The sequence below is a fragment of the Flavihumibacter sp. genome, assembly GCF_036676075.1.
Lineage (GTDB): Bacteria > Bacteroidota > Bacteroidia > Chitinophagales > Chitinophagaceae > Flavihumibacter.
This window is the reverse complement of sequence record NZ_JAKFDQ010000007.1, coordinates 592103-617981: the sequence shown is the minus strand read 5'-3', so window position 1 is coordinate 617981 and position 25879 is coordinate 592103. Positions and strand designations below refer to the sequence as shown.

The 25879-nt window shown below is 46.3% G+C and carries 24 protein-coding genes; 9 read left to right on the top strand and 15 right to left on the bottom strand.

The genetic code is table 11. The features are described 5' to 3' along the window. Positions 1-21: 21 nt before the first annotated feature. The 4 genes from V6M43_RS05495 to V6M43_RS05480 all read left to right on the top strand — a co-directional run bounded on the left by V6M43_RS05495 (position 22) and on the right by V6M43_RS05480 (position 2502). The gene (locus V6M43_RS05495) at positions 22-657 is read left to right on the top strand and encodes a 3-hydroxyacyl-CoA dehydrogenase family protein (protein WP_332733132.1); all 636 of its coding nucleotides are present in this window, start codon (positions 22-24) and stop codon (positions 655-657) included. After that, on the top strand, positions 657-1331 hold the full coding sequence (gene tsaB, locus V6M43_RS05490) for a tRNA (adenosine(37)-N6)-threonylcarbamoyltransferase complex dimerization subunit type 1 TsaB (protein ID WP_332733131.1): 675 nt from the start codon (positions 657-659) through the stop codon (positions 1329-1331). Before V6M43_RS05495 ends, tsaB begins: the two co-directional genes overlap by 1 nt. Positions 1332-1412: 81 nt before the next feature. Then, on the top strand, positions 1413-1754 hold the full coding sequence (locus tag V6M43_RS05485; RefSeq protein WP_332733130.1) for an ArsR/SmtB family transcription factor: 342 nt from the start codon (positions 1413-1415) through the stop codon (positions 1752-1754). Between the two features lie 88 nt (positions 1755-1842). Then, positions 1843-2502: a rhodanese-like domain-containing protein gene (locus V6M43_RS05480; RefSeq protein WP_332733129.1), complete on the top strand. Its 660-nt coding sequence runs from the start codon at positions 1843-1845 to the stop codon at positions 2500-2502. Here the strand turns inward: V6M43_RS05480 and V6M43_RS05475 are convergent. The 6 genes from V6M43_RS05475 to V6M43_RS05450 form a co-directional block, all read right to left on the bottom strand. Then, on the bottom strand, positions 2499-3155 hold the full coding sequence (locus V6M43_RS05475; protein WP_332733127.1) for a response regulator transcription factor: 657 nt from the start codon (positions 3153-3155) through the stop codon (positions 2499-2501). The genes V6M43_RS05480 and V6M43_RS05475 overlap by 4 nt on opposite strands. A 64-nt stretch (positions 3156-3219) precedes the next feature. Then, positions 3220-4155: a lysophospholipid acyltransferase family protein gene (locus tag V6M43_RS05470; RefSeq protein WP_332733125.1), complete on the bottom strand. Its 936-nt coding sequence runs from the start codon at positions 4153-4155 to the stop codon at positions 3220-3222. 82 nt (positions 4156-4237) lie between these two features. Then, on the bottom strand, positions 4238-5839 hold the full coding sequence (gene nadB, locus V6M43_RS05465) for an L-aspartate oxidase (RefSeq protein WP_332733123.1): 1602 nt from the start codon (positions 5837-5839) through the stop codon (positions 4238-4240). Further along, the gene (locus V6M43_RS05460; RefSeq protein WP_332733122.1) at positions 5836-6513 is read right to left on the bottom strand and encodes a lysoplasmalogenase; all 678 of its coding nucleotides are present in this window, start codon (positions 6511-6513) and stop codon (positions 5836-5838) included. The genes nadB and V6M43_RS05460 overlap by 4 nt, the downstream gene beginning before the upstream one ends. Continuing rightward, the gene (locus tag V6M43_RS05455) at positions 6513-7277 is read right to left on the bottom strand and encodes a hypothetical protein (RefSeq protein ID WP_332733120.1); all 765 of its coding nucleotides are present in this window, start codon (positions 7275-7277) and stop codon (positions 6513-6515) included. Before V6M43_RS05455 ends, V6M43_RS05460 begins: the two co-directional genes overlap by 1 nt. 2 nt (positions 7278-7279) lie before the next feature. Continuing rightward, the gene (locus V6M43_RS05450; protein ID WP_332733118.1) at positions 7280-8236 is read right to left on the bottom strand and encodes an aldose 1-epimerase; all 957 of its coding nucleotides are present in this window, start codon (positions 8234-8236) and stop codon (positions 7280-7282) included. Positions 8237-8265: 29 nt separating this feature from the next. Here V6M43_RS05450 and V6M43_RS05445 point away from each other — a divergent pair, with 29 nt between their 5' ends. From V6M43_RS05445 to V6M43_RS05435, 3 genes are all read left to right on the top strand, one after another. Further along, complete coding sequence (locus tag V6M43_RS05445; protein ID WP_332733116.1) at positions 8266-9183, top strand: penicillin-binding transpeptidase domain-containing protein; 918 nt, start codon at positions 8266-8268, stop codon at positions 9181-9183. Positions 9184-9282: 99 nt separating this feature from the next. Next, a complete protein-coding gene (locus V6M43_RS05440) occupies positions 9283-10281 on the top strand; it encodes a VWA domain-containing protein (protein ID WP_332733114.1) in 999 nt (332 codons plus the stop codon). Continuing rightward, positions 10278-10898 carry a tetratricopeptide repeat protein gene (locus tag V6M43_RS05435; protein ID WP_332733112.1) on the top strand — a complete coding sequence of 207 codons (621 nt, stop codon included), beginning with the start codon at positions 10278-10280 and terminating at the stop codon, positions 10896-10898. The genes V6M43_RS05440 and V6M43_RS05435 overlap by 4 nt, the downstream gene beginning before the upstream one ends. Positions 10899-10942: 44 nt before the next feature. On the opposite strand, the gene V6M43_RS05430 is transcribed toward V6M43_RS05435, so the two are convergent. Further along, positions 10943-11494 (bottom strand): transposase, encoded by a 552-nt coding sequence (locus V6M43_RS05430; protein WP_332733110.1) that lies wholly within the window; start codon positions 11492-11494, stop codon positions 10943-10945. Between the two features lie 102 nt (positions 11495-11596). Between V6M43_RS05430 and ispG the strand changes: the two genes are divergently transcribed. Continuing rightward, positions 11597-13600 (top strand): (E)-4-hydroxy-3-methylbut-2-enyl-diphosphate synthase, encoded by a 2004-nt coding sequence (gene ispG / locus V6M43_RS05425; RefSeq protein WP_332733108.1) that lies wholly within the window; start codon positions 11597-11599, stop codon positions 13598-13600. 8 nt (positions 13601-13608) lie between these two features. On the opposite strand, the gene V6M43_RS05420 is transcribed toward ispG, so the two are convergent. The 8 genes from V6M43_RS05420 to V6M43_RS05385 all read right to left on the bottom strand — a co-directional run bounded on the left by V6M43_RS05420 (position 13609) and on the right by V6M43_RS05385 (position 22124). Next, entirely contained in the window at positions 13609-14127 is a 519-nt protein-coding gene (locus V6M43_RS05420; RefSeq protein ID WP_332733106.1) for a hypothetical protein, read from the bottom strand. Positions 14128-14253: 126 nt separating this feature from the next. Further along, entirely contained in the window at positions 14254-15336 is a 1083-nt protein-coding gene (locus V6M43_RS05415; RefSeq protein ID WP_332733104.1) for a hypothetical protein, read from the bottom strand. Between the two features lie 53 nt (positions 15337-15389). Then, on the bottom strand, positions 15390-16742 hold the full coding sequence (locus V6M43_RS05410) for a vanadium-dependent haloperoxidase (protein WP_332733102.1): 1353 nt from the start codon (positions 16740-16742) through the stop codon (positions 15390-15392). A 56-nt stretch (positions 16743-16798) separates the two neighbouring features. Next, the gene (locus tag V6M43_RS05405) at positions 16799-18349 is read right to left on the bottom strand and encodes a phosphatase PAP2 family protein (protein WP_332733100.1); all 1551 of its coding nucleotides are present in this window, start codon (positions 18347-18349) and stop codon (positions 16799-16801) included. Then, positions 18330-19277, bottom strand: a complete 948-nt coding sequence (locus tag V6M43_RS05400) for a transporter (protein ID WP_332733098.1) — start codon at positions 19275-19277, stop codon at positions 18330-18332. The genes V6M43_RS05405 and V6M43_RS05400 overlap by 20 nt, the downstream gene beginning before the upstream one ends. Before the next feature lie 120 nt (positions 19278-19397). Next, positions 19398-19958 carry a hypothetical protein gene (locus tag V6M43_RS05395; RefSeq protein WP_332733096.1) on the bottom strand — a complete coding sequence of 187 codons (561 nt, stop codon included), beginning with the start codon at positions 19956-19958 and terminating at the stop codon, positions 19398-19400. A 23-nt stretch (positions 19959-19981) separates the two neighbouring features. Beyond that, on the bottom strand, positions 19982-21139 hold the full coding sequence (locus V6M43_RS05390) for a hypothetical protein (RefSeq protein WP_332733094.1): 1158 nt from the start codon (positions 21137-21139) through the stop codon (positions 19982-19984). Next, positions 21117-22124 (bottom strand): DUF2157 domain-containing protein, encoded by a 1008-nt coding sequence (locus tag V6M43_RS05385; RefSeq protein ID WP_332733092.1) that lies wholly within the window; start codon positions 22122-22124, stop codon positions 21117-21119. The genes V6M43_RS05390 and V6M43_RS05385 overlap by 23 nt, the downstream gene beginning before the upstream one ends. 158 nt (positions 22125-22282) lie before the next feature. On the opposite strand from V6M43_RS05385, the gene V6M43_RS05380 reads away from it, so the two are divergent. Beyond that, a complete protein-coding gene (locus V6M43_RS05380; protein ID WP_332733090.1) occupies positions 22283-25765 on the top strand; it encodes a methylmalonyl-CoA mutase family protein in 3483 nt (1160 codons plus the stop codon). Positions 25766-25879: the final 114 nt, after the last annotated feature.

Below are 25879 nucleotides of genomic sequence, written 5' to 3'. Positions count from 1 at the left end.
TAATGCTTTGTACTTTTGACCATGATTCTTCCCCCACTTTCTGTTGCCATGATGGTGAAACCAGGTCATGATCCTTTCCCGGTGAACTGCGCAGAGCCCGTTATTCTGCATCATTATCATGATTTCAGTCTCTTTTGCCAGGCTCATGCCAATCTCTTCATCGATTGTGATTTTTCCCCTTCAGCGGAGCGAATAAAATGCCTCACAGCACTGGCAGCACCGGTCATTGTCAATTCTGTTTCATATACCACCAGGGAGATCGGTTCCTCAATGATCCGTTTCAATGGGTGGACAGGGTTCAGCCACCAATCCGTTCTCGAACTTGCTGCTGCAAGTAAAGAACTGCCCGACGCGGTAGAACAATTTGCACTGGCCTGCGGACTCAGTATCGTAATGGCTCCCGATACCGCCGGAATGGTAAGAGCCCGTATAATAGCCATGATAATTAATGAAGCCTATCATGCCCTGGGAGAAGGCGTAAGTACAGAAGAAGATATAGATACCGCCATGAAACTGGGTACCAATTACCCTTACGGCCCCTTCGAGTGGGCTTCCCGGATAGGCCATGATAATATTGTAGAACTTTTGGAAATTATGTCTCTTACCGATAAAAAATACCAGCCCGCCCCAGCATTGGTGGCGGCTGCCAAATCATAATGGCCATAATATTAACCATCGATACCGCAGGTGAACAGGCCGGCATTTGCCTGTCTCTGGGCGAACATCATATTCAATCGGTGAACCCCCTTCAAAAAGACCATGCTGCCTGGTTGCAGCCCGCTATAAAGGGGCTTTTTGAGGCCTCATCCACTGAACTATCCTCCCTTGATGCAGTTGCCGTTACCGCCGGACCGGGTTCTTATACCGGACTTCGGGTTGCACTTTCTTCCGCCAAAGGCCTCTGTTATGCCTTAGGTAAACCGCTTATCACAATGAGTTCTTTACTTGTAATGGCCAAAACAGCAGTAAAACAACTGGAAAAACCAATGCTGCTCTGCCCCATGATAGATGCTCGCCGGATGGAGGTCTTTACCGCCCTCTTTGATGAGAACGGGCAGCAACTCCAGGAGGCCTTTGCCCTGGTCCTTGAACCCGATAGTTTTGATAAATGGCTCCTCGAAAAACCGGTTTGTTTCTTCGGGGATGGAGCTGCGAAATATAAAAACATGTTAAAAAATGTTAACGCATACTTTGAAAATATCCATGCCGATATCATTATAACAGCCCAATTAGCGGCTGAAATGTATGCCAAACAGGCTTTTTCTGATCTTGCTTACACAGAACCGAATTACGTAAAAGCTTTTTACAGCCCCCAAAAAGCAAAATCATGAAGCATTTTAAAAAATTGCAATGTAAATTTGCATGTTTAGGCTAAGGCAAATAGTTGACAATCATAAATCCAATTTTCACACATGAACACAGTAGCAGCAAATTATCTAGTGGTTAACGAGGTAGAAGGCTCGGAAATGAAAGTAGATTTCTTACATGTAAAAAAAGCGGCTCTTACACTAAGGGCGATGAATCACAAATTGCGTCAGCAGATCATGAAGTTGTTGGAAGAGAGTGACAAACTCACCGTAACTGAAATTTATGTCAGGTTAAGGTTAGAGCAGTCCGTTGCTTCTCAACACCTCGCAATTCTTCGCCGCGCAGGTATTGTGAAGACTGAACGCGATGGTAAATTCATTTATTACAAATTGAATGAACCCCGCATCATTGAAATCAGTCGCTGCGTGGAAGACATTATCAGCTAATTGGTTCTACCATAGTTTATAGCGGATCGCCTTCGGTCCGCTATTTTTATTACACCTCAACAAGCAGTTTTAATTTTTACTTTCAGCTATGTCAGCATTTAGTTTTATTTCTCCTGCCGAATTACAGGAAAAACTCAAGTCTTTAGATATAACCCTAATCGATACCCGACCATCTTCCGAATTCTCCATTGGCTTTGTTCCCGGCTCCCTTGGTATCGGACCCGATGGTCGCTATGACTCATGGGCTGCTACCTACACCGAAGGCAGCACTAATATCAATCTCATTACTCCCCTCGGTGAAGAAGCTTCTACTGTAGAGCGCCTCCGCAAAGCCGGGGTTCGGAATATCAGCGCAGTACTGGAAGGTGGATTTGAAGCCTGGCAAAACATCGGCGCCCCGGTCGACCTCCTGATCGAAGTTGAACCCGATGAACTTGCTATGGATCTTCCACATGATCCTCATCTGATCGTTGTAGACCTTCGCAGCCCTATTGAATACAATGAATCTCATGTTACCGGCGCGCAAAACCTTCCCCTCGCTGAAATGACCGACCTGGCAACTATTGCCAATTTCGAGGAGTTTCAAAATCTCTATATCCATTGCGGTGGGGGACAAAGAAGCGTTATCGCTGCCTCCCTTCTGAAAAGACAGGGTATTCATAATCTCCGGATCATTACAGGAGGATTTCCCGCTATTAAAGAAGAGAAACGGATACCTCTTGAAAAAGAGGTCAGCAAGCTGAATTAAACTGAAAATATCCCATTTCGGATCGCAAAGGTCACCAGCCCCACCCTTGTCTTTAAGCGCAGCTTTTCAAATAAGGTGTCCCGGTAACCATCTATGGTACGGGGACTCAGAAACATTCTCCCTGCAATTTCCTTATAGGTCATTTCCGTACAGGCATATTGCAGGAATTCAATCTCACGGTCATTCAAAACCGAAATTGGATTCCTGCCTTCCTCTTCTTCATATCCATTAATGGTATGAATAAGCCTGCCCGTTACCAGTTCCGAATAATAATATCCCTTTTGTATTAGCGCATCCATGGCAGTCCGCAAATCTCTTGGGTCTGCATATTTCATCACATAACCCCTTACTCCGGCCTTGAACATCCTGATGATAGCATTCTCTGTGTCATACATAGACAGGGCCAGGATCTTGACATCGGGGTAATGCCTTTTCAACCAGCTGGTGGTAGCACATCCATCCATCTCCGGCATGTTGAAATCCATCAACACGATATCCGGTAAATTCAATGGGTCGATCATGTTCATTAACTCCTTGCCATTGTTTGCCTCAAATATCACCTGGTACTGATCAAATCCCTCCACCAGTCTTGCCAACCCGTTTCTCAGCAGGGCATGGTCATCCACCAGCACTACCTTAAATAGTTCATTCATGTTTAGCTTTTAAGTGTGATAAATATTTAGAATTGTGGCAGGGAGAGGTTATTTCAGCAGATAATCAGACTGATTTATTTGAAACATAAGGGTTGATCCCACGCTGCGGTGGTGGAAGAAGATCGATCCATTGTGCAATGTATTCAGCCTTCCATGGTTTTTTCCATCGTCGGTGGCTCCATAACCACATATCGGGGTGTTGGCGGATAACTCGCTGTAAAAAATCCCGGTATTGTATCGTCATCTCACCTTCAGGCCAACGTGCAGGATCTTCCGTAACCAGTGTTGCATGCAGGTAGTAATAACCACGCTTTTCTTTAGTTATGTTCACAAATACAACTGGTATATTACCCGCCCTTGCACCTTTTTCAGGACCCGGAATGAAGCCCGTAGGCATTCCCAGGAAATCCATCCAGAAGGCCCGCTCGGGTCGGGGAGGTACCTGGTCGGCTACGAGCCCCAACAGGTATTGTTGGTCACGGTATGGCATTATGCTCTTTCGCATATCCGTTGCCGGAAGAAGGATGGTTCCAGTCCTGCTCCTGAGCTTGCGAAAGATACGATCCATGGTCTTATTCTTCAGGGGCATATATACTCCCAGCATCTGGTAACTGCTATTCAAACTGAATGAAAGATTTCCCAGCTCCCAGTTGAAATTATGCCCCATATGCACCTGGCATTTAAGACCCTTTTTATACAGGTCTTCAAAAACATGGTAATCGCCCGGCATACGTTCACGGATAAACGCATCGCTGGCCGAAAACAGTTTGATGGTCTCCATGAAAGTGTCAGTAAAATTCCTCGCAAAACGATAGGCTATCTCATCCCGCTCTTTCTGGGTCTTTCTGGGGAATGCAAGATTCAGATTCATGCGGATCACCCAGTAACGATAATTGAATACATCAAACAGAAGCCAGGCCACGAAATCGCTAATCAGGTAAAGCGCCCACATCGGCAGCAGCGATACAACATAAAGAAATCCGTACACCAGGTAATACATGTTGAGTTGGTTCAGGCTACAAATGTAACGGGCACTTCCTCTCTTTCCAAGTAGTGGGAGGGGAGAAAAACACGGTATTTTATCAAAGCACGATATTCTGCAGCAATCCGCTTTTTTCCGGGTAATCTGTATTGTAATGCAAACCCCTGCTCTCTTTACGGAACTGCGCCCCCTTAACAATAAGGAATGCAACACTGATCATATTTCGCAATTCACAGAGCTGGGGTGATACCGTTGTTGTTTGATAAAGTTGCTCCGTCTCTGTCCATAGGAGGTCGAGCCTCTTCATGGCTCTTTCCAGTCGCACATCTGTTCTCACGATTCCAACATAGTCGCTCATAATTAATTGTAGCTCCTTTAAACTCTGGGTTATAAGGATCATTTCTCTTGGGTCAGTTGTACCACCCGCATCCCAATCTGGTATCATGGCATCATCCAGAGGATCCACGTGATGTTTGGACCCTTCATCAAAAGCACGGTGACCAAATACCATTGCCTCCAGCAAAGAATTTGAAGCCAGCCGGTTGGCTCCATGCAATCCCGTTGAAGCACATTCCCCGGCCGCATAAAGATTGCGGATAGATGTGCGTCCCCACTCATCGGTCTTGATTCCGCCGCAACTATAATGGGCAGCTGGTGCAACAGGAATCATATGCTTTGAAACATCTATACCGATAGAAAGACATTTCTCATGAATGTTTGGAAAGTGATGTATGAATTTTTGCTGGTCCATATGCCTGCAATCAAGGAAAACATGGTCGGTACCCATGATCTTCATCTCACTGTCTATAGCCCTTGCAACAATATCACGAGGGGCAAGATCAAGCCGCTCATCATAGCGTTCCATAAAGGCCTCACCCTTTCTGTTGCGCAGAATACCACCATCTCCCCGAACAGCTTCAGTTATCAGGAATGCCTGTCCGCCACTGCCGGGCTCGTATAAGGCAGTAGGGTGAAACTGGATGAATTCCATGTTTTCAATGCGGCCCTTTGCTCTGTAAACCATTGCCACACCATCACCTGTTGCAATGGATGGATTGGTGGTGGTGCGATAAACCTGCCCATTTCCTCCGGTTGCAAGAAGGGTGGTGCCAGCAAGTATTTTTTCGATCTGGTAGTTATGCGTATTGAGCGCATATACACCATAACACTGGATGTCAGGAGTGCTCTTTGTTACCAGAAATCCAAGATGGTGCTGCGTTATAAGTTCTATCACAAACCAATGCTTGATGAACTCGATATTAGGATACTGCTTTACCTTTTCTAATAGTGTACGCTCAATTTCCTTTCCCGTCACATCCTTATGGTGCAGGATCCTGTATTCACTATGTCCGCCTTCCATACCAAGCGCATAATCTCCATCAGCATCCTTGTCAAATTTTGCACCCCATTCTATAAGCTCGCGGATTCGTTGCACTCCTTCCTTCACCACGATCTCCACTACCTGTGGATTACAGAGCCCGTCACCCGCTATGAGGGTGTCTTCAATATGCTTCGCGAAACTGTCATTCTCAAAATCGGTTACTCCCGCTATGCCTCCCTGCGCATACTTGGTATTGGTTTCGTCGGCTGCCGCTTTGGTCACAACCGTGATCTTTTTATCCGGAAAACGCCCCGCCATTTTAATGGCATAGGTCAATCCGGCAATGCCACTCCCTATAACAAGGAAATCTGTCTGTTTCATATTGAAAAATATCTTTTTGTTGTTTCCAGCCATCCGGTTACACCATATACTATCAACACCTGCGCCAAAATATAGGTGATCATTACTGCCAACGAAGCCATCGAAAAGTTTTCTACAAAGCTATTTACCGCAAGCAGGCTGTCTGATACAATGAATAAACCCGCCCCAATCAATACACCGCCCCGCTGTCGAAATGAATGCCAGGCCGCCGCAAACATGGAAGCTATCACCAGCGCATATACGAAAACAGGAATTTTCAGGATATGGTTCAGATGGGGAGAAAGGTAATAATAGAATACCCCCACATAGGCCAGCAACACTAGTATAACCACCCTGTTCAGCGGTGTTGAAGTGGTGGTAGCGCCACGTGCCCAAAGAAAAAATAGTATGTAAAAAATATGGGCAGTTAGAAAGGAAGCCAGCCCCGCTATAAAATATAATTCTCCACTTCCCATCAGGAATAGATCCCCCAGCCACGAAAAGAATATGGCAGCGGTGATAAAATGTTTTTTACCTGTGCCGATGTTGGCGGTTGCAGAAAGAAACCAGACCAATAATAATATCATCAGCAATGGCTTGGTTATGATCCTCAACCAATACAGATCTGCTGCAATGGCAAACAAATGCAACAAGGCGCAAACACCATATCCGTATAACCAGTTTCTAACCTGCATCAGTACTCGACGTTGATCTCAAGTGTTTCGGGTTTATCGATCATCTCCGTCATGCTTCCCGCCAGGGTCACCTGCCGCTTGTCAGCACTTAAGGTTGCTTTCGGGTTGGATACTTTTTTTGCAGCTCTCGGCAATTTGAGCACCAGCGTATATTTGGCATCTTCCATCATCGCCATCATCGACTTGGCTTCCGTCATTTTGGGATCGGCCATAAGCGTGTCATACTTGGCCTTGTTAAGCGTACGCTTATAACTATTCTTGCTATACAGAATATCATAAATGGATCCGATCTTATCAAGCCCGCCATTGGATCCGCCGCTTTGCGTATCTGCATTCGGGTTAACTCCCTTCATCGCCCTTTCCATCACGCCATTCTGGTTGATCACCGTATTGAGTTTGTTGGCATCAGCCAGATTGCTGAAGGGATTATTTATATACATCTTCAGCATGTTGCTGTCAAAATTCATTTGCATACGCAAACTTCCTCTCTGTAGCAATCGTCTTTCTTCAGCACTGATATTCTCTACTGTATCCATCACATCTTTAAGCATTATCAGGGTATCCATAGATTCTTTCATCCCCTCTTTCTTAAGGTCCTCTTCTGTGGCAAAACCCTTTAGCAATTCCAGCATCTTGCCCATGTCTGTGGTTATATTCATTTGTCCCGATCCGTCATTATTAAGCTGCACCTCTTCCGTGATTTCCAGGCAGGCGGTAAAACTCATGGCCAGCACAATGGCCAGCAAAACTTTGATCTTTTTCATCTTCAGGGTTTGTTTACAGTTACTTCGTAATGCAGGGTATAAGTTTGGGATTTTCCTGGTTCAAGTTCCAGCAGTCCCATTTTGTTATTGAATGCATCGGGGGCGGCACTTAGATTTTCTATTGCCATGCTCTCCCTGTGCGGTGGGATATAGATTTGTAAATAAGGATAATTTCCATCCGTATGAAAGCGGATGCCAACACCATTGGCCGGATTGAGGAAAACGCAAACCGGTTGTTCACCTGGCTCCAGCACAAAACAATTATCAAGCGAAACCGAGCCAACAGGAGCAGAATTGTTAAAGGCATCGAAAGGAACCATTTTGCCGGTTGGTAATAACTTATCATCAAATTCTAACATTCCGATCGCCGGAAATTGGAGAAGGCAATCATCCACTTTAGTTCCCATATTGAAATATGGATGCCAGCCATCTGCTATTGGAATGGTCCTGCTGTCGAGGTTTTCAAGTGTTGTCTGCACCTGCAGCGTTTGTGTGGGCAGTAAAGTATAAGTAATGGTGCAGGCATACCGGAATGGATAACCCGCATCCTCAGCATCGTATTCATATCGGAAACTCGCCGATGCCATAAAATCCGTAACCACCTGTTCTGTTACGGCAAAGGCTTTATTGAAAAGCAAACCATGGATGGCACTGCCATCAGCAAACTTATTCGCGAACTCATAATCCTTCCCTTCCCACTGGTACCTGGCCTGGTTGATGCGGCAGGCAAAGGGTGAAAGCTTGCTGCTTTTATAAGACCGGGAGAGGTTATCCTGAAGATCAGTTGCGTTTAAATAGTTATCTATTATGTTATGAGGCCCTTCAGCAAGCGGAACTACAAAAGCATGCAGCATGGCACCCGAATCCGGTGCAATGGATATGGTTACCCCGCCACTCTCATCATGAAGGTGCAATAGCGGTATATCGTTGGTGACAGATCTTGAAATACGGAATCTCATTGAACAAATCTACCATAAATGCACTTCAAATGAGAGTTCCCCTACCTTTGCGCCACAATTATTTCCATATGCTTTCAGTGTTCAATTATAGACGTCATATTCCTGGTTCCACTAAACAAGAGCAGAGTCTGTTCTCTATTCCCCTGATTCTTTTTTCATTACTGTTATTAACGGGTTGCGCTCCCAATAATGTGGAAGAAAATAGGGAGCTCGAAAAATATTTCACTGCACAAAAAGTGACCGGCGTTTTCGGGATGTTTGATAACGGCCTCGGCAGTTTTATTATCTCCGACAAAAAACATTTCCGCGATTCTGCATTCCTGCCAGCCTCAACGTTCAAAGTGGTGAATGCCCTGGTGGGCCTTGAATCGGGTGTACTGAAAGATGATAGCGTAGTAATAGCATGGGATGGCATTAAAAGGCCCATAGAAAGCTGGAACCAGGACCTGAGCCTCTATAGCGCCTTCCGATTTTCATCTGTTCCATATTTCCAGGAACTGGCAAGGCGTATAGGAAAGGATAGCATGCAGCAATGGCTCGATACACTGGGTTATGCCGGTCGGTATGGACGGGCCATCATTAGCCAGGTGGATAGCTTCTGGCTCGATGGCAGCATTAAAATAACCCCTGATGAACAACTGGGATTGATGAAAAAACTCTATTTCGATCAGCTTCCCTTCCAGCGTCGTAGCAATGAGATGGTGCGAAAAATGATGCTGATGGAAGATAATTCCAATTACAAACTCAGCTACAAAACAGGTTGGGGAAAAGATGCCAATGGCGACTCTATCGGTTGGATCATCGGTTGGATCGAGGAAAACCGCCATCCCTACTTCTTTGTACTACAACTTCGAACACCCGATCCCGCCGCCGATATCCCCACCATCCGGCTGAAGATCCTGAAAGATATCCTCGCCCACCTTGGCTTCCTGAAAGGCGAAAAATAACATACCCGTCTGACATGCGTCAGGACGCATGTCAGACGGGTACCTCCAAATACCAGTTTGGCCTCTTTTTTGTCTTAACTTGCTTCAAACAGTCCACCCTTGTTCCGATTTGAAAATATTTACCTCTTTGCAGCACTCGCCCTTGTGGCAGTTTTACTCTCTTTATTCATGGCTGCTTTGCGATGGAAACGTCGCGCTGCCAGAAAGGTTGGAGACCCCGCCCTGGTGCAGGCATTGACCCGCAGTTATTCTCCCCGTAAGTTTTTTGTAAAAACGGTTCTGGCATTATTGGCGCTCGCATTATTGGTTGTTGCCGCGGCCAATCCCCGTAAAAAAGGAGCAACGGAGGCGGTCAACCGAAAAGGTGTTGATGTGATGTTGCTCATGGACGTGAGTAAGAGCATGCTGGCGGAAGATATCAAGCCCAACAGGCTGGAGCGCTCAAGGCAGTTGGCTAGCCTGCTGATTGATCAACTGGCCGATAACAGGATAGGGATGATATGGTTTGCCGGGCATGCCTACATGCAGATGCCCCTCACATCAGATGCCTCCGCCGCCAAATTATATCTCCAGAATGCCGGTCCCGACGCCGTTCCTACACAGGGAACGGTCATTGGTGAAGCACTTCGGATGGCGGGCACAGCTTTCAATAGCAAAGAGAAAAAATACAAGGCCGTCGTACTTATATCTGATGGCGAAGACCATGACGCCGAGGCATTAAAGGTGGTTCGTGACCTGGCTTCTACAGGGGTTATGATCAATACAGTGGGAGTGGGGTCAGCCGAGGGTTCTACCATTTACGATCCCTCCATCAACGACAGCAAGCGCGATGCACAGGGCAATGTTGTAAGGACTAAATTGAACGAGGCGCAACTCCGCGAACTGGCCCAGGTGGGAAACGGCGTTTACGTATATCTGCAGGATGCAGGATCAGCCGCAGCCACCATTCGCGAACAATTAGCAGGTATTGAGAAAAAGGAATTGGAAGACGAGGCCTTCGTTCAATACCATAGTTATTTCTATTATGTTATGGCACTGGCACTTATCCTGCTGCTGGCAGAACTTTTTATTTCAGAACGTAAAAAAGTCCTTGCATGAGAACATTCTCTATAATGATGATTCTTGGGGGATGTCTTTTCATCTCCATAAATGCAGATGCACAATTGCCCGCCGTCCGTGAAGGCAACAAGTATTACCGCGAAGGCAATTTTGAAGAGGCACTTAAAGCTTATGATAAAGCAGTTACCACCAATCCAGCCGATCCAACTGCCATGTATAACCGCTCCAATGCACTGGTGAAAAAAGGCGATGCCTCAGCAGCTCTTGGTGGTTATGAAGAGGTCATCGAAAAAGGGAAGGACAAGAAACTTACCCAGCAATCATGGTACAATAAAGGGGTGGTACACCAGCAGGGGAAGGAACTTGATAAGAGTATCGATGCCTGGAAAATAGCGCTGAAGCTGGATCCGGAAGATAAGCAGGCACGCGAAAACCTACAAAAGGCTCTCCGGGAGAAAAAGCAACAACAGCAACAACAGCCCAAAGACCAGCAGCAAAAACAACAGGAACAACAAAAACCACAACCACAGCAAAGCAAACTGAACCAGAAACAGGTCGAACAATTACTTAAAGCCCTCGAGCAAAAAGAAAAGGAGATCCAGAAAAAGCTTCAACAAAAAGGCCCCGGCGTCAACCGCCCCGAAAAAGATTGGTAAGGGTTAGGTGGTAATAACCCGTCTGACATCCGTCCTGACAGATGTCAGATGGTGGGGAAAAGTATAGACATTCGATCAAGTTCAAGTAATTCCATCGCCATATCCTGGTTACACATTCCTTTCTTTTCTGGATATAAGTATTCTGAATATGAAGAAAATTTCCAATCCCGCATGCGCTTTACTAGACCAGCGGTAACCGGGTTAGAATGCACATAATGAAATGTATTTCGACCTTGGCGTAGAACATCTGGGCCTATGATTTTATGTTTATATTTCTGGTGGAAAAGGTTGCCTGATTTTTCATACCAGGAATTGAATGCTTGCGTATAACTGCTTTGGAGTTTACGCATACCATCTGATAATTGGGTAATGGGCAATACCCTCCCTTCGAGTATTTTTATAGTCTGCTCATTCGCATGAATTAGAAAATGAAAATGGTTTGGCATCAATGTCCATGAGAGCAGGTCCACGTGAGGAACCAGATGTTCATTCATTTTGTCCAGGAAATGGTAATAATTCTCTTCATTCAGAAAAATTGATTGTTTCTGATTGCCCCTGTTGTAAATATGGTACAACTCCCCAAGTAATGGTTTCATGAATACAATATAAAACCTCGATTTACCCCATGGTAGAGTGAAAAAACCCCTTATCGGTCTGACATCCATCCTGACGTAAGTCAGACATGTTATCTTTGCCCTATGCAACTATATACCGAATCACTGACTACATATAAAAGGCTGCTAACCAAAGAGGTTAAGATCGGGAATCTCCTACTTGGCAATGGCCACCCCATCCGTATTCAAACAATGACCACCACAGATACCATGGATACCCTTGCAACGGTGGAGCAAAGCATCCGTTGCATCGAAGCAGGGGCAGAACTGGTAAGGATCACCGCACCCAGTAAAAAAGAAGCGGAAAACCTCTTAGAGATCAAAAAAGAACTTCGCGCCCGGGGATATGAAACACCGCTTGTAGCCGATATTCATTTCACCCCAAACGCTGCAGAGATCGCCGCCCGCATCATCGAGAAAGTAAGGGTCAATCCGGGTAACTATGTTGATAAGAAGAAGTTTGAACAGATCGAATATACCAATGCAGAGTATGCCGCGGAAATTGACAGGATCCGCGAACGCTTTACCCCCCTTGTAAAAATATGCCGGGAATACGGTACCGCTATGCGTATTGGTACCAACCATGGATCATTAAGCGATCGCATCATGAGCCGTTATGGCGACACCCCCATGGGTATGGTGGAAAGCGCAATGGAATTTCTTCGGATCGCACGCGATGAAAGCTACCACAATATCATTCTTAGCATGAAGAGCAGCAATCCGCAGGTGATGGTTCAGGCTTACCGGATGCTGATACAAACCATGGAAGCCGAATTCGGAGAAATCTATCCACTGCACCTTGGCGTGACGGAAGCAGGCGATGGCGAAGATGGAAGAATCAAATCAGCGATCGGTATCGGCAGCTTGCTGGAAGACGGTATAGGCGATACCATACGGGTATCATTAACCGAAGACCCTGAATTTGAGATACCCGTTTGCCGCGACCTGGTAAAACGTTATTCAAATCCGCTATCATCAGAAAGAGTTCAGCCTGCCGACATTGCAAGGCTTGGATATTCTCCCTTTTCATACCAGCGTCGTAATACTGACCCTGTTCAGAATATTGGTGGCAGGCAGGTTCCGGTTGTTGTGGCCGATCTTAGTAGTATTTCCCGAATTCAACCACATCACCTGCAGGCAATCGGCTACACATATGATGCAACTACAGATAAATGGAATATTGGTGATGCCGCTGCAGATTATATTTTCACAGGTCACCAGCTTCTTACCTTTTCGTTACCCGGCACCCTCAAAGTAATCGTTTATCCCGCTGCATGGGAATCAGCAATCGATAAAACAAAATATTTCCCCATCTTCCAGGATAGTGGATTTGTAACTGCCAAAGAAAAAAGCAACCAACTTAATTTTGTGATGGTTGATTGTTTCGGTGATGATACTGCGCTCAATGATTTCACCCATATCGATACACTTGCGAATGATCATACTGTGGTCATATGCCTAAGCAGTACCAACCGGAATGCCATGCAATCGGTACGACGCATGTTCATAGAATTGCTGCAACGCGGTATTCTTAATCCAGTGGTCCTCATTACTGACAGTCATGGTCAAACGCCCGACGAGCACCTGATTCATTTTGCCACAGAAACAGGCGCCTTACTGCTCGATGGTCTAGGCGATGGTATCTGCCTCGGCTATAGTGCCGACGCTAAGGTTGAAAACATGCAGGTTAGCGGTCGCACCTATTTGCCGGTAAAAGATATTCAACAATTCACCAATAATACCGCCTTCAGTATTTTACAAGCCACACGCACACGAATCAGCAAAACTGAATATATTTCCTGTCCAAGCTGCGGCCGCACACTGTTTGATCTGCAGGAAACCACCGCAAAGATCCGCTCAGTTACCAACCATCTTAAAGGAGTTAAGATCGCAATAATGGGATGTATAGTAAATGGACCGGGTGAAATGGCGGATGCCGATTTTGGTTATGTAGGAAGCGGACCCGGAAAGATCACATTATATAAGGGTAAGGAAGTTGTAAAGCGAAATGTTGATAGTGAAGTGGCAGTGTCGGAACTGATAAGTTTGCTTAAAGAGAATGAAGCATGGGTTGACCCTGCTGTTTAAGATGAATTTTAATACCTGTATAAAACAGCTCGTTGGTAGGTTCTTATCCCATAACTTTTTACTTTAGGAATTGTACTATCCCCACCACCGCTTATCGCGATCGGCTTTTCCTGCATATTGTAAAATTCAACACTTAAACTATCCCCGCTTAGCCAGGTATTATTTATTAGTGTATTACCCTGAACTGTAAAACTGCTGCTAAACCTGTCGCCCACCAAAAAATGATCAAGCACGATACTATTCCTTTCATCAATAAGCCAATGTCCCTTCTCTTTATTAAAAGGCTTTAAAATGTATGGTCTCACATCCGATTGCTGACTGCCATAAATCATACGCCAGGTATAGTGATCAGCACTATCGAGCGGTAAAATATGCAGCTCCATTAGTACCGGCTCGCGTTCAACAAGGCCCTGGTACCAATGCATGGTTCCCTTCCATTTCCCAACCCACCTCCTGGGAAAATCATTTGTTGAATCATTGCCTTTTACGGATGTATTTTTTCCATTATCCTGTGCGAATAACGACATCGAACAAACGAAAATCAATAAACTCCCTAACCCATACATGCGGCATATCTTCATAATCGCAATATTACGAAAAAACCCATCTGACGCCTGTCACGACAGGCGTCAGATGGGTTTAACTGAGGGTTATCAGAATCTCAATGAATATCCCAGGTTCACGGAGTAGTCCGCAAAAGCAGCATCACCATGACGGAAGGTACCACTTTGCAAGGAGGCCTCCTTGTCTGTTACACTACGGGTACGGTTACGTTCCAATGCTACCGGTACAGTAGCATAAAACACGCCCCGCTTTGCCTGGTAAGTTATTCCGGGCTCCACAGCTATTACATATCCCGGCCTCCGAAATCCACCACTTTCTCCCAGCAGGTCCTCAACAGGAATTCCCTCAATGCGTCCACCAATGCTTCCGGATACACCCTTTAATTTCCCCAAAAAATTGTAATTGAATCCCGCCCTTGCCATATACTGGTCGGGAACGCTCATGATAGATTCATTGGCTAATACAGCATTTAATGTTTCTCGGTAAGTGCGTGTGCCATTTACTTCACGTGGATTGGATAAATAATAAAGATTGGTATATAGTCCGGCTATCGGCGAAAAGCTATAGAAACCATTCAACTCAACTGCAATGCCCGTACCTCCATCTCCCAACTGGATAGATTGATCAACAGGCCTCAGTTCCGGCTTTCCGTCTACCCCAACATTCTGGAAATAGTCCTGGTAATTATAATTGCCGGTGGGAAGTTTCAATCCCATCCCCAATTGAAAATTTCCCTTACTATGTTTCGCAGGATCGATCATCCACCGATATGCCATAACCCGCATATCGCCAATGCCGAATGATTCGGTATTATGACGCTCAGTGCGGCCATGCTCATATAAAGAGGATCGCTTGTTGATCCCTATCGGTAAGCCTATCAAAAATGACCACCTATCATTCAGTTGCTTAGCAACCGAAAGGTCCAAAAGATGTTGCCAGTTGATTACCTCTGTATTCTGTTTCAGTCTTTCTTCCTGTTCATCCCTGCCCTTAAAATGACGGAATGATTTGAAATAACGATAGCCGATATTTAATTGCCATTGCCCGGCAGCCACCTGCTGCCCCGATACTGAACAATTGGTGCCAGTGCCCCTGATCGCAACACAGCCCTGTGAATTCGCATTTAATGCCAGCAGCGCCAGCGCAAAAAGAGATAATATTATTTTTTTCATTGCAGTTGTTTTATCCGTCTGACGTCTGTCATGACGCATGTCAGACGGGTTAGTTATTTTTTCATTTTTAATCGGCTTACTACCATTTCGCCAATACGACGCCCCGACTCAGCGCCCATATCATTGTCAAAGCGGAAATGGATGCCTCCATAAAGGCGGCTCATGGCTGCTTCCGCAGCTGCATCCCTGAAAGATGTGATCTCCCGGTTGGCTATACCAAACTCAAGAAGGGAAGTATCCGTGAATCGTAATTTATCACCAAAAACACTGGTCATCGCCTCGGCAGCAGCAGCCGACGCCGTTCCATGCCCGCTCGGAAAAGAGGGGAATGGAGGTGTCTGAATATAAGGCCTCCACTCAGGATCGATCACCTGGTTTATGACTGTTTCAGGACGTATCGAATTGTAACTGTATTTACCTTCCCAGCAACTGATAAAAGCATCAAAAAGTGTAATGGCTGTTTTCGCATATCCGGTGACGGTAGTATTGAAATCGGCACCAGCCTTTTGTGCCGCTATCCCCACAATATTCATCCAGTGACCTGGCGGAGAAAACTTCTTGGTAGCAAACATTACATGACCACTCACATTCATTTTAAAGGGATTATCGTCCCAAAAATCTGCGATATGTTTTTGCTCATCTGTAAGGCTGTCACCAATAGTTTTTACTTCCATTGCCGCCTTGTAATAAACCCCACTGGTATCGCGCATGTTGAATGGCGGTGGCTGATGTGCCTTGCACACGGAAGCGCTGTCAAGCACAAGTGTCCTTATTTCCATCCAGTGCGGTTCCATTGCCTGGGCATACATTGGAGGAGTAGGTATCCAGCGACCTTCATCACTGTTTACTGTATATCGGGTACTGGAGCGGGTTTGGGCGTAGTTATCAGTTTTCGACCAGGCCATGATGGCAGCTGAGATTGTATCAGCATAGGCCCTGGTGCCATCCACTATTGCAGACGGCATGCCCAAACTATCAGCCTTCTCCAATAACTCATCATAATATCCCATTAAACTTCCTTCCGGAAAAGTAACCGCATTACCCACCTTTGTAAAAGCAAGCATCGCAGCCAGAGGAAAATCAATGAGTGAAGTATCGGCGGGTTTTGGCATTGGAGGAAGATGTTTAATCTGCCCCGATAAGCTCTGGTAATGCAAAGGGTCGCCGGCAGCTATGACCTCATATGCCGCAATATTGGCATAGGCATAATTCCGCGTTGCTATCATAGGAGGAAAATTATTCTCCAATACAACATCATTTAATTTCTTCACCGTTTTGCAGTAAAGAAATGGATCATGCATAGCAGCCTTATAATCCTTCTTGCCACCGCAACTTATAAGTTGCATCACCATTGCAAGTAAAGCCAAAACAGCCGACATCTTCCTCATCATTGTTCTCGTTTTCATGGATTATTTCTTCATTTGTATGTTATTCCTAATGCAACTACACATCACCGTTAATACTAATTAGAACCATCCCGCTGGCCAAGTTTTACCGCAAAACTACCTATTGCCTTACCACAATCCAGTCCGGCTTCCGAATCAAAACGATAATGTATGCCACCATAGATACGTGATTCAGCAGCTTCCAGCGCCATAGCTTCAAAGGATGCACTTTCTCCCGGAAAGATATAACCCAGAACAGTAGCCGCAGCAGCGGAAAAAGTTGAGTGCCCCGATGTGTAGGATGGAAAATTAGGCAGACCAATTGTTTTAATTGATGGATCTACCTGCGAGGGTCGTGGATAATAATAGTAGGTCTTCGCATCCCAGCAACTTATACCTGCATCAAAAATCGCCATATTCATAAGTGCAAGTGTTCTCGCTGTTCGCAACTCACTGAATTTATTGGCAACAATTGATTTGCAGGCGATCTCATTCCAATGTCCCGGTGGCGTATATGTGCCAGCACCATCGCCCCACAATTGTGCAATGCGCCAAACTTCTCCGGAGCGTATCTCTGACATTCGTTTCACTTCCGCAAGTGCTTCTTTAAATTCAGCCGAGCCAATAGCAGGTGGCGGCGGCGGACGTAATGAATCTCGCTGACTGGTTGTGATCAGGAATTGTTTCACATTCCCGAAAAACGTGAGCATTCCGGGCCTTGCCGGTTTCTCCAGGCTCTCCCATGGCATTGTTAATCCGCGGTCGATAGCGGCCTGTTTGGCTTCTGCCCATAATGCCGGATTACCTCCCGCCTGGCCCATACCATCGGTGCGGTAACGCGCTAACACCTTTTCCACTACCTGGTTGGCGATCTGCTCTCCCGCAGCAATATCTGATGGCGCAGCCACCCCGCTAACCACCTTTGCACGCTTCTGTTCATCGCGCTCAGCAGCCAGCATCGTACTGTCATTCGGAAACATAACCCTAAGCAGCCGGTAACTTACCTGTGCCACTACTGCATCTTCCGAAGGGAAAGATGGCAGGCCTTCCTGCAAAGGCTCAAGCGCTTTAATGGCCCCACCCTGCGCGGCGGGCGACTTCCTGTTATACTGAAATTTATATTTCCATGTGGTCACCAACGCATCATAAATAGCAACATGCAAATATGCATAGGCCCTTGATGCATAAGGGGGATTGGCAAAAGGAAATTTTGGATAAGCACCCGGATCATTGGCATTGGGAGCAGGATAATTACCTTCCGCATTTGCTTCCGGCGGAATATTATATACAGCTACCAGCTTTCTCGCAATTTCATTCCACCTTATGATCCCGCTATTTTTCCATTTGTTAATAGCGCGCTTATCCGTGTCCGTTATCGATGCCTGCATATCAGCTATCTGCTGTAATTCAGCCGTATAAGCTGCACTTCCAACCGCCTCAGGCGCGCTAATAGTAATGTCAGCAGGGCTTCCAACAAGTATGGTCTTCCAGTTGCCCCCATCGTTTTCAACAGCTACAGGTTCAAACGAGGGTAACGATCGTTGCTCAACCTCTTTTGAACACCCGGCGAAGATTGCCATCATAGCAACTCCCCCCAATATGATATAATTAGTTTTCTGCTTGCTCATTTTTCTTTTTTTGGAAAGGTTTAAAAACATATTGCACGCCACCCATCCAGGTAAAGGACTTGCCAATATTTCTGCCTGCCACAACCTGGTCGCCCATGGCATGTATAGCCAGTCCTTTGATCCATGGCGTCCACCATAATGCACTCACACCCACGCTCTGCCGGTCCATACGGTTTCCCGGAAACGGCATATCATTACGACGGATATCACTCCCACTGGTGCTGATGGCCCAGTTATACTGTACCCCAAGCCTTACATGACGATTATCAAAGCCGGCACGAACACTGCCATCCCAAACATCAGGAATGGCCATTTCCTTGCTGTAATACTGATCATCAGTATAATATGTCTCCCGGTCCACCTCAATTTTACCACGCATTATATAACCTGTCTGAATGGTAGTGAACCAACCCTTATCCAGTTTATAATGCCCTATGGCCCTTAATTGGGCTGTCTTGGATCCCAACCCGATTGAATATGGCAGGAAATCGGGGATATAATCTGTTACCGGAACAGAAAATCCTACAGTGGCAAAGCTTAACAGCGTGCCTTTTCCAACCCTATTCTTTGTCAGTTGAACCTTGGCCTCAACGGCCAGGTCCTGCCAGCCCTTTAAATTGGCCATATAGCCGGCATCTGATGAATTGTTGATATAAGGTACAGTGGCAAATACCGCTATCCTGTCGGTAATGCCATATCCCAGCATGGGCATAAAGATTTTAGAGGTGAATTCACCTATATTAAGATTCTCTCTCAATCTTTTTCCCTCCCAGTATTCTGTCCATTTGGATTCTCCATAATCGGCCACGATGCAGAGCTCTCCTTTTGTCATCGTGAAACCGTCGAAGGCGGTTTGCGCCATTGTATTTAACGCCGCCCCTGTAAAAAGATACAGAATGGCGACGCATTTAATTATGCGTCTGATCATTGCAGTTGATTGGTTAAGTTGCTTACTTAAGTGTGGCTCAACCGGGTATGCCATCAGTGTATGCCAACGCATACCCGGTTTGAGTACACTTACTTTCAATAAACGTAGTCACGAAAACAATCAGGCATCTGGCGGCTGTTCGGAAGAATGCTTTATTCCCGCAGGTAGATTTACCCGGAAATCATTATAGATTATCCCGGTCTCGCGGAAAACAGGTGTGAATGCTGCAATTGCCATGCTCTCCACACATTCAGTGAGAATATTTTTTATGGAAACAGATTGTTTCCCTGTTTGGTTACCCGTAGAATTTGTATGCTGCAGGTCATTCACTAACTGGAAAAATTCATCCCTCGCATTGGTGATATGGTGCGCCTCTGCATTGGGAATGCAACGCATTTCAAGTGAGTCGTTGTAGATCCTGCGCTCCACATATTGGTATTTCATTCCGCCAATCATCACCTCACCTTTTACACGTTCAAAAATGGGAGAGTTGGTATAGTAGGGGAGTTCGTCAACAGGAACTTTGATCGTTACCAATGCCGACGCATCATAATGATCAACATCAAGCCTGGCATCTAGTTTCTGACTATAATGTGTTTCCAGGTAAGAAAAAACAGCGCGGTATCCCAGCAGATTGAACAGCAGGATGCCCATGGCAAGTATGGCAGCTAGTTTTTTCACGAGGGGGAAAGTTAGGAAATTTTTTAATATTCCGCTCCCGAACCCCCACCGCCAAATTTTCCACCGCCAAATTCCACCTCTCCACCGGCATCTGGCGCCACAGCCACACCCGAATATCCGCCCACCACCAGCCAGGGGGCACTTTGCAGCAGGTCGCCCTCATCACCGCCCTTCCTGAAGCTGTAAGAACTGTTTCCTTTTTTCAGGAATCGTACCAACAGCCCGGTTAACCCCAGCAATAACAAGCCATATATTAATGTAGTGATCTCTCCCGCAAACACCGGGTAATAATAGTGCTGGAAATAAAATACACTCAACAGCAACACCATCCATATCCTTATTTGAAAACGGTCCTTATTCACAATCGAACGCCATAACATTATTATAGGTACTACAATGGTCCAGCCCCAATGAAATACTTGCCATCCCCCTGCCAGCGTGCCACCAGAAGGCTGTTCGGCCATCAACTTGTCTATTACAAATACATGCAGCGAAACATAGGCCATCGCCGCGGCAAAACTTCTCAGCACATGCAAACAGCTCTTATGCCACCTAAACCTTTCTCTTCCCATTAAATACCCGGCAATCAGGCTGCTGGCCCCCATCGTAAAGGCCAGTGCAAAACACATCAGCTGCGACTGTGGATAATCATTCCAGTAAAACAGGGTTATCACAACTGCACAGAGGCTGAGGAGGGAAGCCACCACCGCCAGCCGGTCGAGATATCTGAGCCAGGCAACACTGCACAACAAAAAGGCGATGACCGCCACCCAAACCCTGTCGGGTGCATACAACATATCCAGTTGAAGTCCCGCAAATAAAACCAACGAACTAACACTTGTATACAATAAAATATCATCGATGCCCGATCGGTAATGCCCACGTTTCTTCACAAAAAATTCCAATGCGGTAAGGCTCGCCAATCCTGTAAAAAGCGATATATAATTTGTTTGTTCTGCCCCTGTTGCCTGAATCGCCAGTGCAGTAATGGCTTGCAAAATTATACTTGTCAAAATCGCCAGACCAATTCGCACAAAGAAATTCGGCATGTAGAGCCTCGATCCTAACTGATGATTCACCAGTAGCTTTTCTTTTTCCGTTATCAGCTCCTGCTTGAAGGCCTCATCTATAAGATCCCTTTTCTCCAGTTGCTCCAGTTCAGGAATGGGATAAGCTATCATGGTGCCTTAGTTTTTTGTTGAGGGAAATCAGTAAGGTCGCGAGCCCAATGCCCGTACCAATAAAATAAAACAGTGTTATATAAATTGTATTGGGTCCCCGGTCAAGCATTGATAAAACCTTGTCTATAAATACTATCGTTATGCCAATATAACTGTACAACACCATCACCACCATATAGTAAAAAGATCGCTCCCGAATAGCTTTCAGGTAATGATACCCAGCGCCGGCCAGCAGTAAAACAAAAAACAATGGCCAGCTCCCTTCAAAATTCAGCATCGCCCCTATCGATGAAATAAAAAAGAAATGTGTTCCAAACTGGTGATAGGTTCCTTCAAAATGTGGACGGATACTGCTCCTTTTTACCACCCACGATAATCCTGTTAAAAATACACCCAGGCCCAGCGCGGTTATTATGGTACGGTTACTGTCAAGCTCGGCCAGTCCAAACACGCTCGACGCATTAATTGTCAGGCCCAGCCATGCCGCCAGGTTGGTGACGGCCAGTGCCAGCACTCCCCGATGATCAAAATAATAGGCCGTCGCAAATAGCAATACCATGGGTATAAAGCTTGCCAGTGACCACCTGCTTCCAAATAATTGAAACTGGCTCTGTAAATAACCCACCAGGGTCACCATTAATATGGCTCCCAGCATCAATACATAGTCGAATACCGGCGATGATTCTTTATCTGATTCTGCCACCCTCAGCGCCTGCTTCTCTTTATGAAGAAAACACCATGTATAGCACCCGATGGTTGCCAATAAAAGTCCGGAAATTATAGCCAGGTGACCGATCTGGTCGATATACTTATAGATCAATACCCCGGTACCCCCACTCACCAGTAATACGCCCAGGTAAAGCAATACCTGTATCTCCAGTCGTACAGAGGTCTTCTGATACTTGTAAAACTGCCGTATCTTTTCAATGGAAGCCTCCGAAAGCATCGAGCGCGTATAGAGGGCTTCAAAAAAAGCCAGTGCCATGTTGTTAGGGTTGTTCGGTTAAGGTAACTTATTTTCTCCCAATGCCGCCACCCGCTTCCAATCATCCGCAACCTCGTCCCCCCGCCGTTGATACTAACAGGCGTTCGTAATTCGGGCGACTAACGTACATTTGCTAACTAATTGAAACTGCTTCTAATATGGGTTATACACCGGTTAATAAAGTTCGGATAGTAACCGCAGCATCGCTGTTTGACGGGCATGATGCGGCCATCAATATCATGCGCAGGATACTTCAGTCAAAAGGGGCGGAGATCATCCACCTCGGGCATAACCGCTCCGTGCATGAAATTGTGGAAGCGGCCATTGAAGAAGATGTTCAGGGCATCGCCATCACCAGTTACCAGGGCGGCCACGTGGAGTTCTTTAAATACATGAAAGACCTGCTTCACCAGAACGGTTGCGGTCATATCAAACTTTTCGGCGGCGGTGGTGGTACCATCCTCCCCGAAGAGATCCGTGAATTGCACAGCTATGGAATAACACGAATTTATTCGCCCGATGATGGCCGCACAATGGGCCTCGAGGGAATGATAGAAGACGTTATCAGGCAATGTGATTTTTCGCTTAATGGCAACGGTTATAAAGCACCCATGACGCTGGGCGAATGGAAAGATGTTCGCCTCATCGCAAGGGCAATTACAAATAAAGAATTGGGTAATGGTGAACCCGCAACAGGGGAGAAGGAAACAACCACCATACCAGTGCTCGGCATAACCGGAACAGGTGGCGCCGGAAAGAGTTCCGTAACAGATGAGATCGTCAGGAGATTCCTCAACAATTTCACCGACAAAACAGTTGCCGTAATTTCCGTTGACCCCTCCAAGAAGAAAACAGGCGGGGCCTTACTGGGCGACCGTATCCGCATGAACAGCATCAGCTCTCCCCGTGCCTATATGCGTTCGCTGGCAACCCGCGATGATAATACAGCCCTCAGCGCACATGTTCAGGACGCCATTGATATTTGCAGGGCTGCCGGTTTTGACCTCGTGATATTGGAATCTGCAGGGGTGGGACAATCAGATGCTTCCATCCTCGATCATTGCGATGTTAGTCTCTACGTGATGACACCAGAATATGGTGCTGCTTCACAACTGGAGAAGATCAATATGCTCGATTATGCCGACCTGATCGCCATTAATAAATTCGATAAAAGTGGCGCACTCGATTCATTGCACGATGTACGCAAACAATACAAACGCAATTACAATCTCTTCACCGCTAAAGATGAAGACCTTCCTATCGTTGGCACCATCGCCGCACAATTCAATGATGCGGGAGTAAACGAACTTTTTGAAAAACTGGTATCAGCAATAGAGAAGAAAACAGGAACCAGTTTTGGCACCATAGAATTTCATAAACATAATAAAGATACTTCCGCAAAATCGCAGGTGATCCCTCCTAAAAGAGTTCGCTACCTCAGTGAGATTGCAGAGAATAATCGCGGTTATGATGCATGGGTGCAGGAGCAGGTGGCCATCGCCACAAAACTTTACCAGATCAATGGAATTATTGGTGAGAAAGAAGTTTCCGGCATTCCTGAGTTATCAAAGATGCGCGATCGCTACCAGGAACAGCTCCATCCCGATTGCCGTAAACTCATTGAGGCCTGGCCTTCGCTGGTAGATAAATACAACAAGCCATTCTTTGAATACGAAGTGAGAGATAAGATCATCCGCCAACCGCTTACCACGGTTTCGTTAAGTGGCACCACCGTCAAAAAAATGGTGTTGCCAAAATACCATGATTGGGGCGATATTCTTCGCTGGCAATTACAGGAAAATGTGCCGGGAGAATTTCCTTATACCGCAGGTGTTTTTGAATTGAAAAGGCAGGGAGAAGATCCTACCCGTATGTTCGCCGGCGAAGGTGGACCCGAACGTACAAACAAACGCTTCCATTATGTTTCACAGGACCAACCCGCCAAGCGCCTTTCTACCGCCTTTGATTCGGTTACACTTTATGGTGAGGATCCCGCTCCAAGGCCCGATATCTATGGTAAGATCGGTAACAGTGGGGTGAGCATCGCAACAGTTGATGATGCTAAAAAACTTTATAGCGGTTTCGATCTCTGCGATCCTAAAACCAGCGTTAGCATGACAATTAATGGTCCTGCCCCTATTTTGCTGGCCTTCTTCATGAACGCTGCCATCGACCAGGCTTGTGAAAAATATCTCGATAAGGAATTGAAGGAATGTCGCCCGGGCATTGGGCAGTGGGGACTTGAATCTGCTGGCGACAATAATATAGCGGGGAATAAAACAAGGTCGGATAATCCAGAACAGCTTAGCGATGGGGGTGCGGGGGGATCAGCCTCCAAAGCGGATCCTGCTTTGGTGAAAGAAGTGCTGCGAAACAAATTTGCAAAACTGCCCCGACCCAAATATTATAATCCCTCCTCACCCGAACGACTACCCGAAGGAAACAAGGGGCTGGGACTCGCACTGCTGGGCTTCAGTGGCGATGAAGTTTTACCGCCTGATATTTATCAACGCATAAAAGCAGAAGCACTTAGCCAGGTTCGCGGAACAGTGCAGGCTGATATCCTCAAAGAAGACCAGGCCCAAAACACCTGTATCTTCTCCACCGAATTTGCCCTCAAACTCATGGGCGATGTGCAGCAATATTTTATTGACCAGAAGGTCCGCAATTTTTATAGTGTCAGCATCAGCGGATATCATATTGCGGAGGCCGGCGCCAATCCCATTACACAACTGGCCTTCACACTCGCCAATGGATTTACCTATGTGGAATATTACCTGAGCCGCGGTATGCATATCGATGATTTTGCCCCCAACCTCAGCTTCTTTTTCAGCAATGGTATGGATCCTGAATACAGTGTCATCGGGCGTGTTGCAAGGCGCATCTGGGCCAAGGCAATGAAGTTGAAATACAAGGGCAATGATCGCAGCCAGAAACTTAAATACCATATCCAGACCTCAGGGCGTTCGCTGCACGCACAGGAGATCGATTTCAATGATATCCGAACCACGCTCCAGGCGCTCTATGCTATTTATGATAACTGCAATTCGCTCCATACAAACGCATACGACGAAGCCATTACCACACCAACAGAAGAAAGCGTTCGTCGCGCCATGGCCATCCAGCTGATCATCAACCGTGAGCTCGGTAGCGCCAAAACCGAAAACTTTATCCAGGGTTCCTTCCTCATCGAAGAAATGACCAACCTGGTGGAGGAAGCCGTGCTGGCCGAATTCGATCGCATCAATGAACGCGGCGGTGTTTTAGGTGCTATGGAAAGGATGTACCAGCGTAACAAGATCCAGGAAGAAAGCCTTCACTACGAAATGCAGAAACATACCGGCGAACTTCCCCTGATTGGTGTCAATACATTTCTCAATAAAAAGGGGTCACCCACCATCATACCGGGCGAGGTCATCCGAAGCACCCGTGAGGAAAAGGAACAGCAGATTGAAAACCTCCATGCCTTCTGGAAACGCAATGAGGGACGCTCCGCCGCTGCACTGGCCAAACTCCGCGAAGTGGCCATCAATAACGGCAACATCTTCGCAGAGCTGATGGAAACCGTAAAATACTGCTCCCTCGGCCAGATCACCCACGCCCTCTACGAAGTAGGCGGACAGTATCGCAGGAATATGTAAATTTAACGAGAACATACCCAACATACCCATCTGACGCCTGTCAGGACAGGCGTCAGATGGGTATTAACCAATTGTCGCGACAGACCACTAATACCTGTCGCGACATACGTCAGA

Coding starts and splice junctions, on each gene's coding strand:
- V6M43_RS05495 (WP_332733132.1), top strand. CDS start 22: ATGATTCTTCCCCCACTTTCTGTTGCCATGATGGTGAAACCAGGTCAT.
- tsaB (WP_332733131.1), top strand. CDS start 657: ATGGCCATAATATTAACCATCGATACCGCAGGTGAACAGGCCGGCATT.
- V6M43_RS05485 (WP_332733130.1), top strand. CDS start 1,413: ATGAACACAGTAGCAGCAAATTATCTAGTGGTTAACGAGGTAGAAGGC.
- V6M43_RS05480 (WP_332733129.1), top strand. CDS start 1,843: ATGTCAGCATTTAGTTTTATTTCTCCTGCCGAATTACAGGAAAAACTC.
- V6M43_RS05475 (WP_332733127.1), bottom strand. CDS start 3,155: ATGAATGAACTATTTAAGGTAGTGCTGGTGGATGACCATGCCCTGCTG.
- V6M43_RS05470 (WP_332733125.1), bottom strand. CDS start 4,155: ATGTATTACCTGGTGTACGGATTTCTTTATGTTGTATCGCTGCTGCCG.
- nadB (WP_332733123.1), bottom strand. CDS start 5,839: ATGAAACAGACAGATTTCCTTGTTATAGGGAGTGGCATTGCCGGATTG.
- V6M43_RS05460 (WP_332733122.1), bottom strand. CDS start 6,513: ATGCAGGTTAGAAACTGGTTATACGGATATGGTGTTTGCGCCTTGTTG.
- V6M43_RS05455 (WP_332733120.1), bottom strand. CDS start 7,277: ATGAAAAAGATCAAAGTTTTGCTGGCCATTGTGCTGGCCATGAGTTTT.
- V6M43_RS05450 (WP_332733118.1), bottom strand. CDS start 8,236: ATGAGATTCCGTATTTCAAGATCTGTCACCAACGATATACCGCTATTG.
- V6M43_RS05445 (WP_332733116.1), top strand. CDS start 8,266: ATGAGAGTTCCCCTACCTTTGCGCCACAATTATTTCCATATGCTTTCA.
- V6M43_RS05435 (WP_332733112.1), top strand. CDS start 10,278: ATGAGAACATTCTCTATAATGATGATTCTTGGGGGATGTCTTTTCATC.
- V6M43_RS05430 (WP_332733110.1), bottom strand. CDS start 11,494: ATGAAACCATTACTTGGGGAGTTGTACCATATTTACAACAGGGGCAAT.
- ispG (WP_332733108.1), top strand. CDS start 11,597: ATGCAACTATATACCGAATCACTGACTACATATAAAAGGCTGCTAACC.
- V6M43_RS05420 (WP_332733106.1), bottom strand. CDS start 14,127: ATGTCGTTATTCGCACAGGATAATGGAAAAAATACATCCGTAAAAGGC.
- V6M43_RS05415 (WP_332733104.1), bottom strand. CDS start 15,336: ATGAAAAAAATAATATTATCTCTTTTTGCGCTGGCGCTGCTGGCATTA.
- V6M43_RS05410 (WP_332733102.1), bottom strand. CDS start 16,742: ATGAAAACGAGAACAATGATGAGGAAGATGTCGGCTGTTTTGGCTTTA.
- V6M43_RS05405 (WP_332733100.1), bottom strand. CDS start 18,349: ATGAGCAAGCAGAAAACTAATTATATCATATTGGGGGGAGTTGCTATG.
- V6M43_RS05400 (WP_332733098.1), bottom strand. CDS start 19,277: ATGATCAGACGCATAATTAAATGCGTCGCCATTCTGTATCTTTTTACA.
- V6M43_RS05390 (WP_332733094.1), bottom strand. CDS start 21,139: ATGATAGCTTATCCCATTCCTGAACTGGAGCAACTGGAGAAAAGGGAT.
- V6M43_RS05385 (WP_332733092.1), bottom strand. CDS start 22,124: ATGGCACTGGCTTTTTTTGAAGCCCTCTATACGCGCTCGATGCTTTCG.
- V6M43_RS05380 (WP_332733090.1), top strand. CDS start 22,283: ATGGGTTATACACCGGTTAATAAAGTTCGGATAGTAACCGCAGCATCG.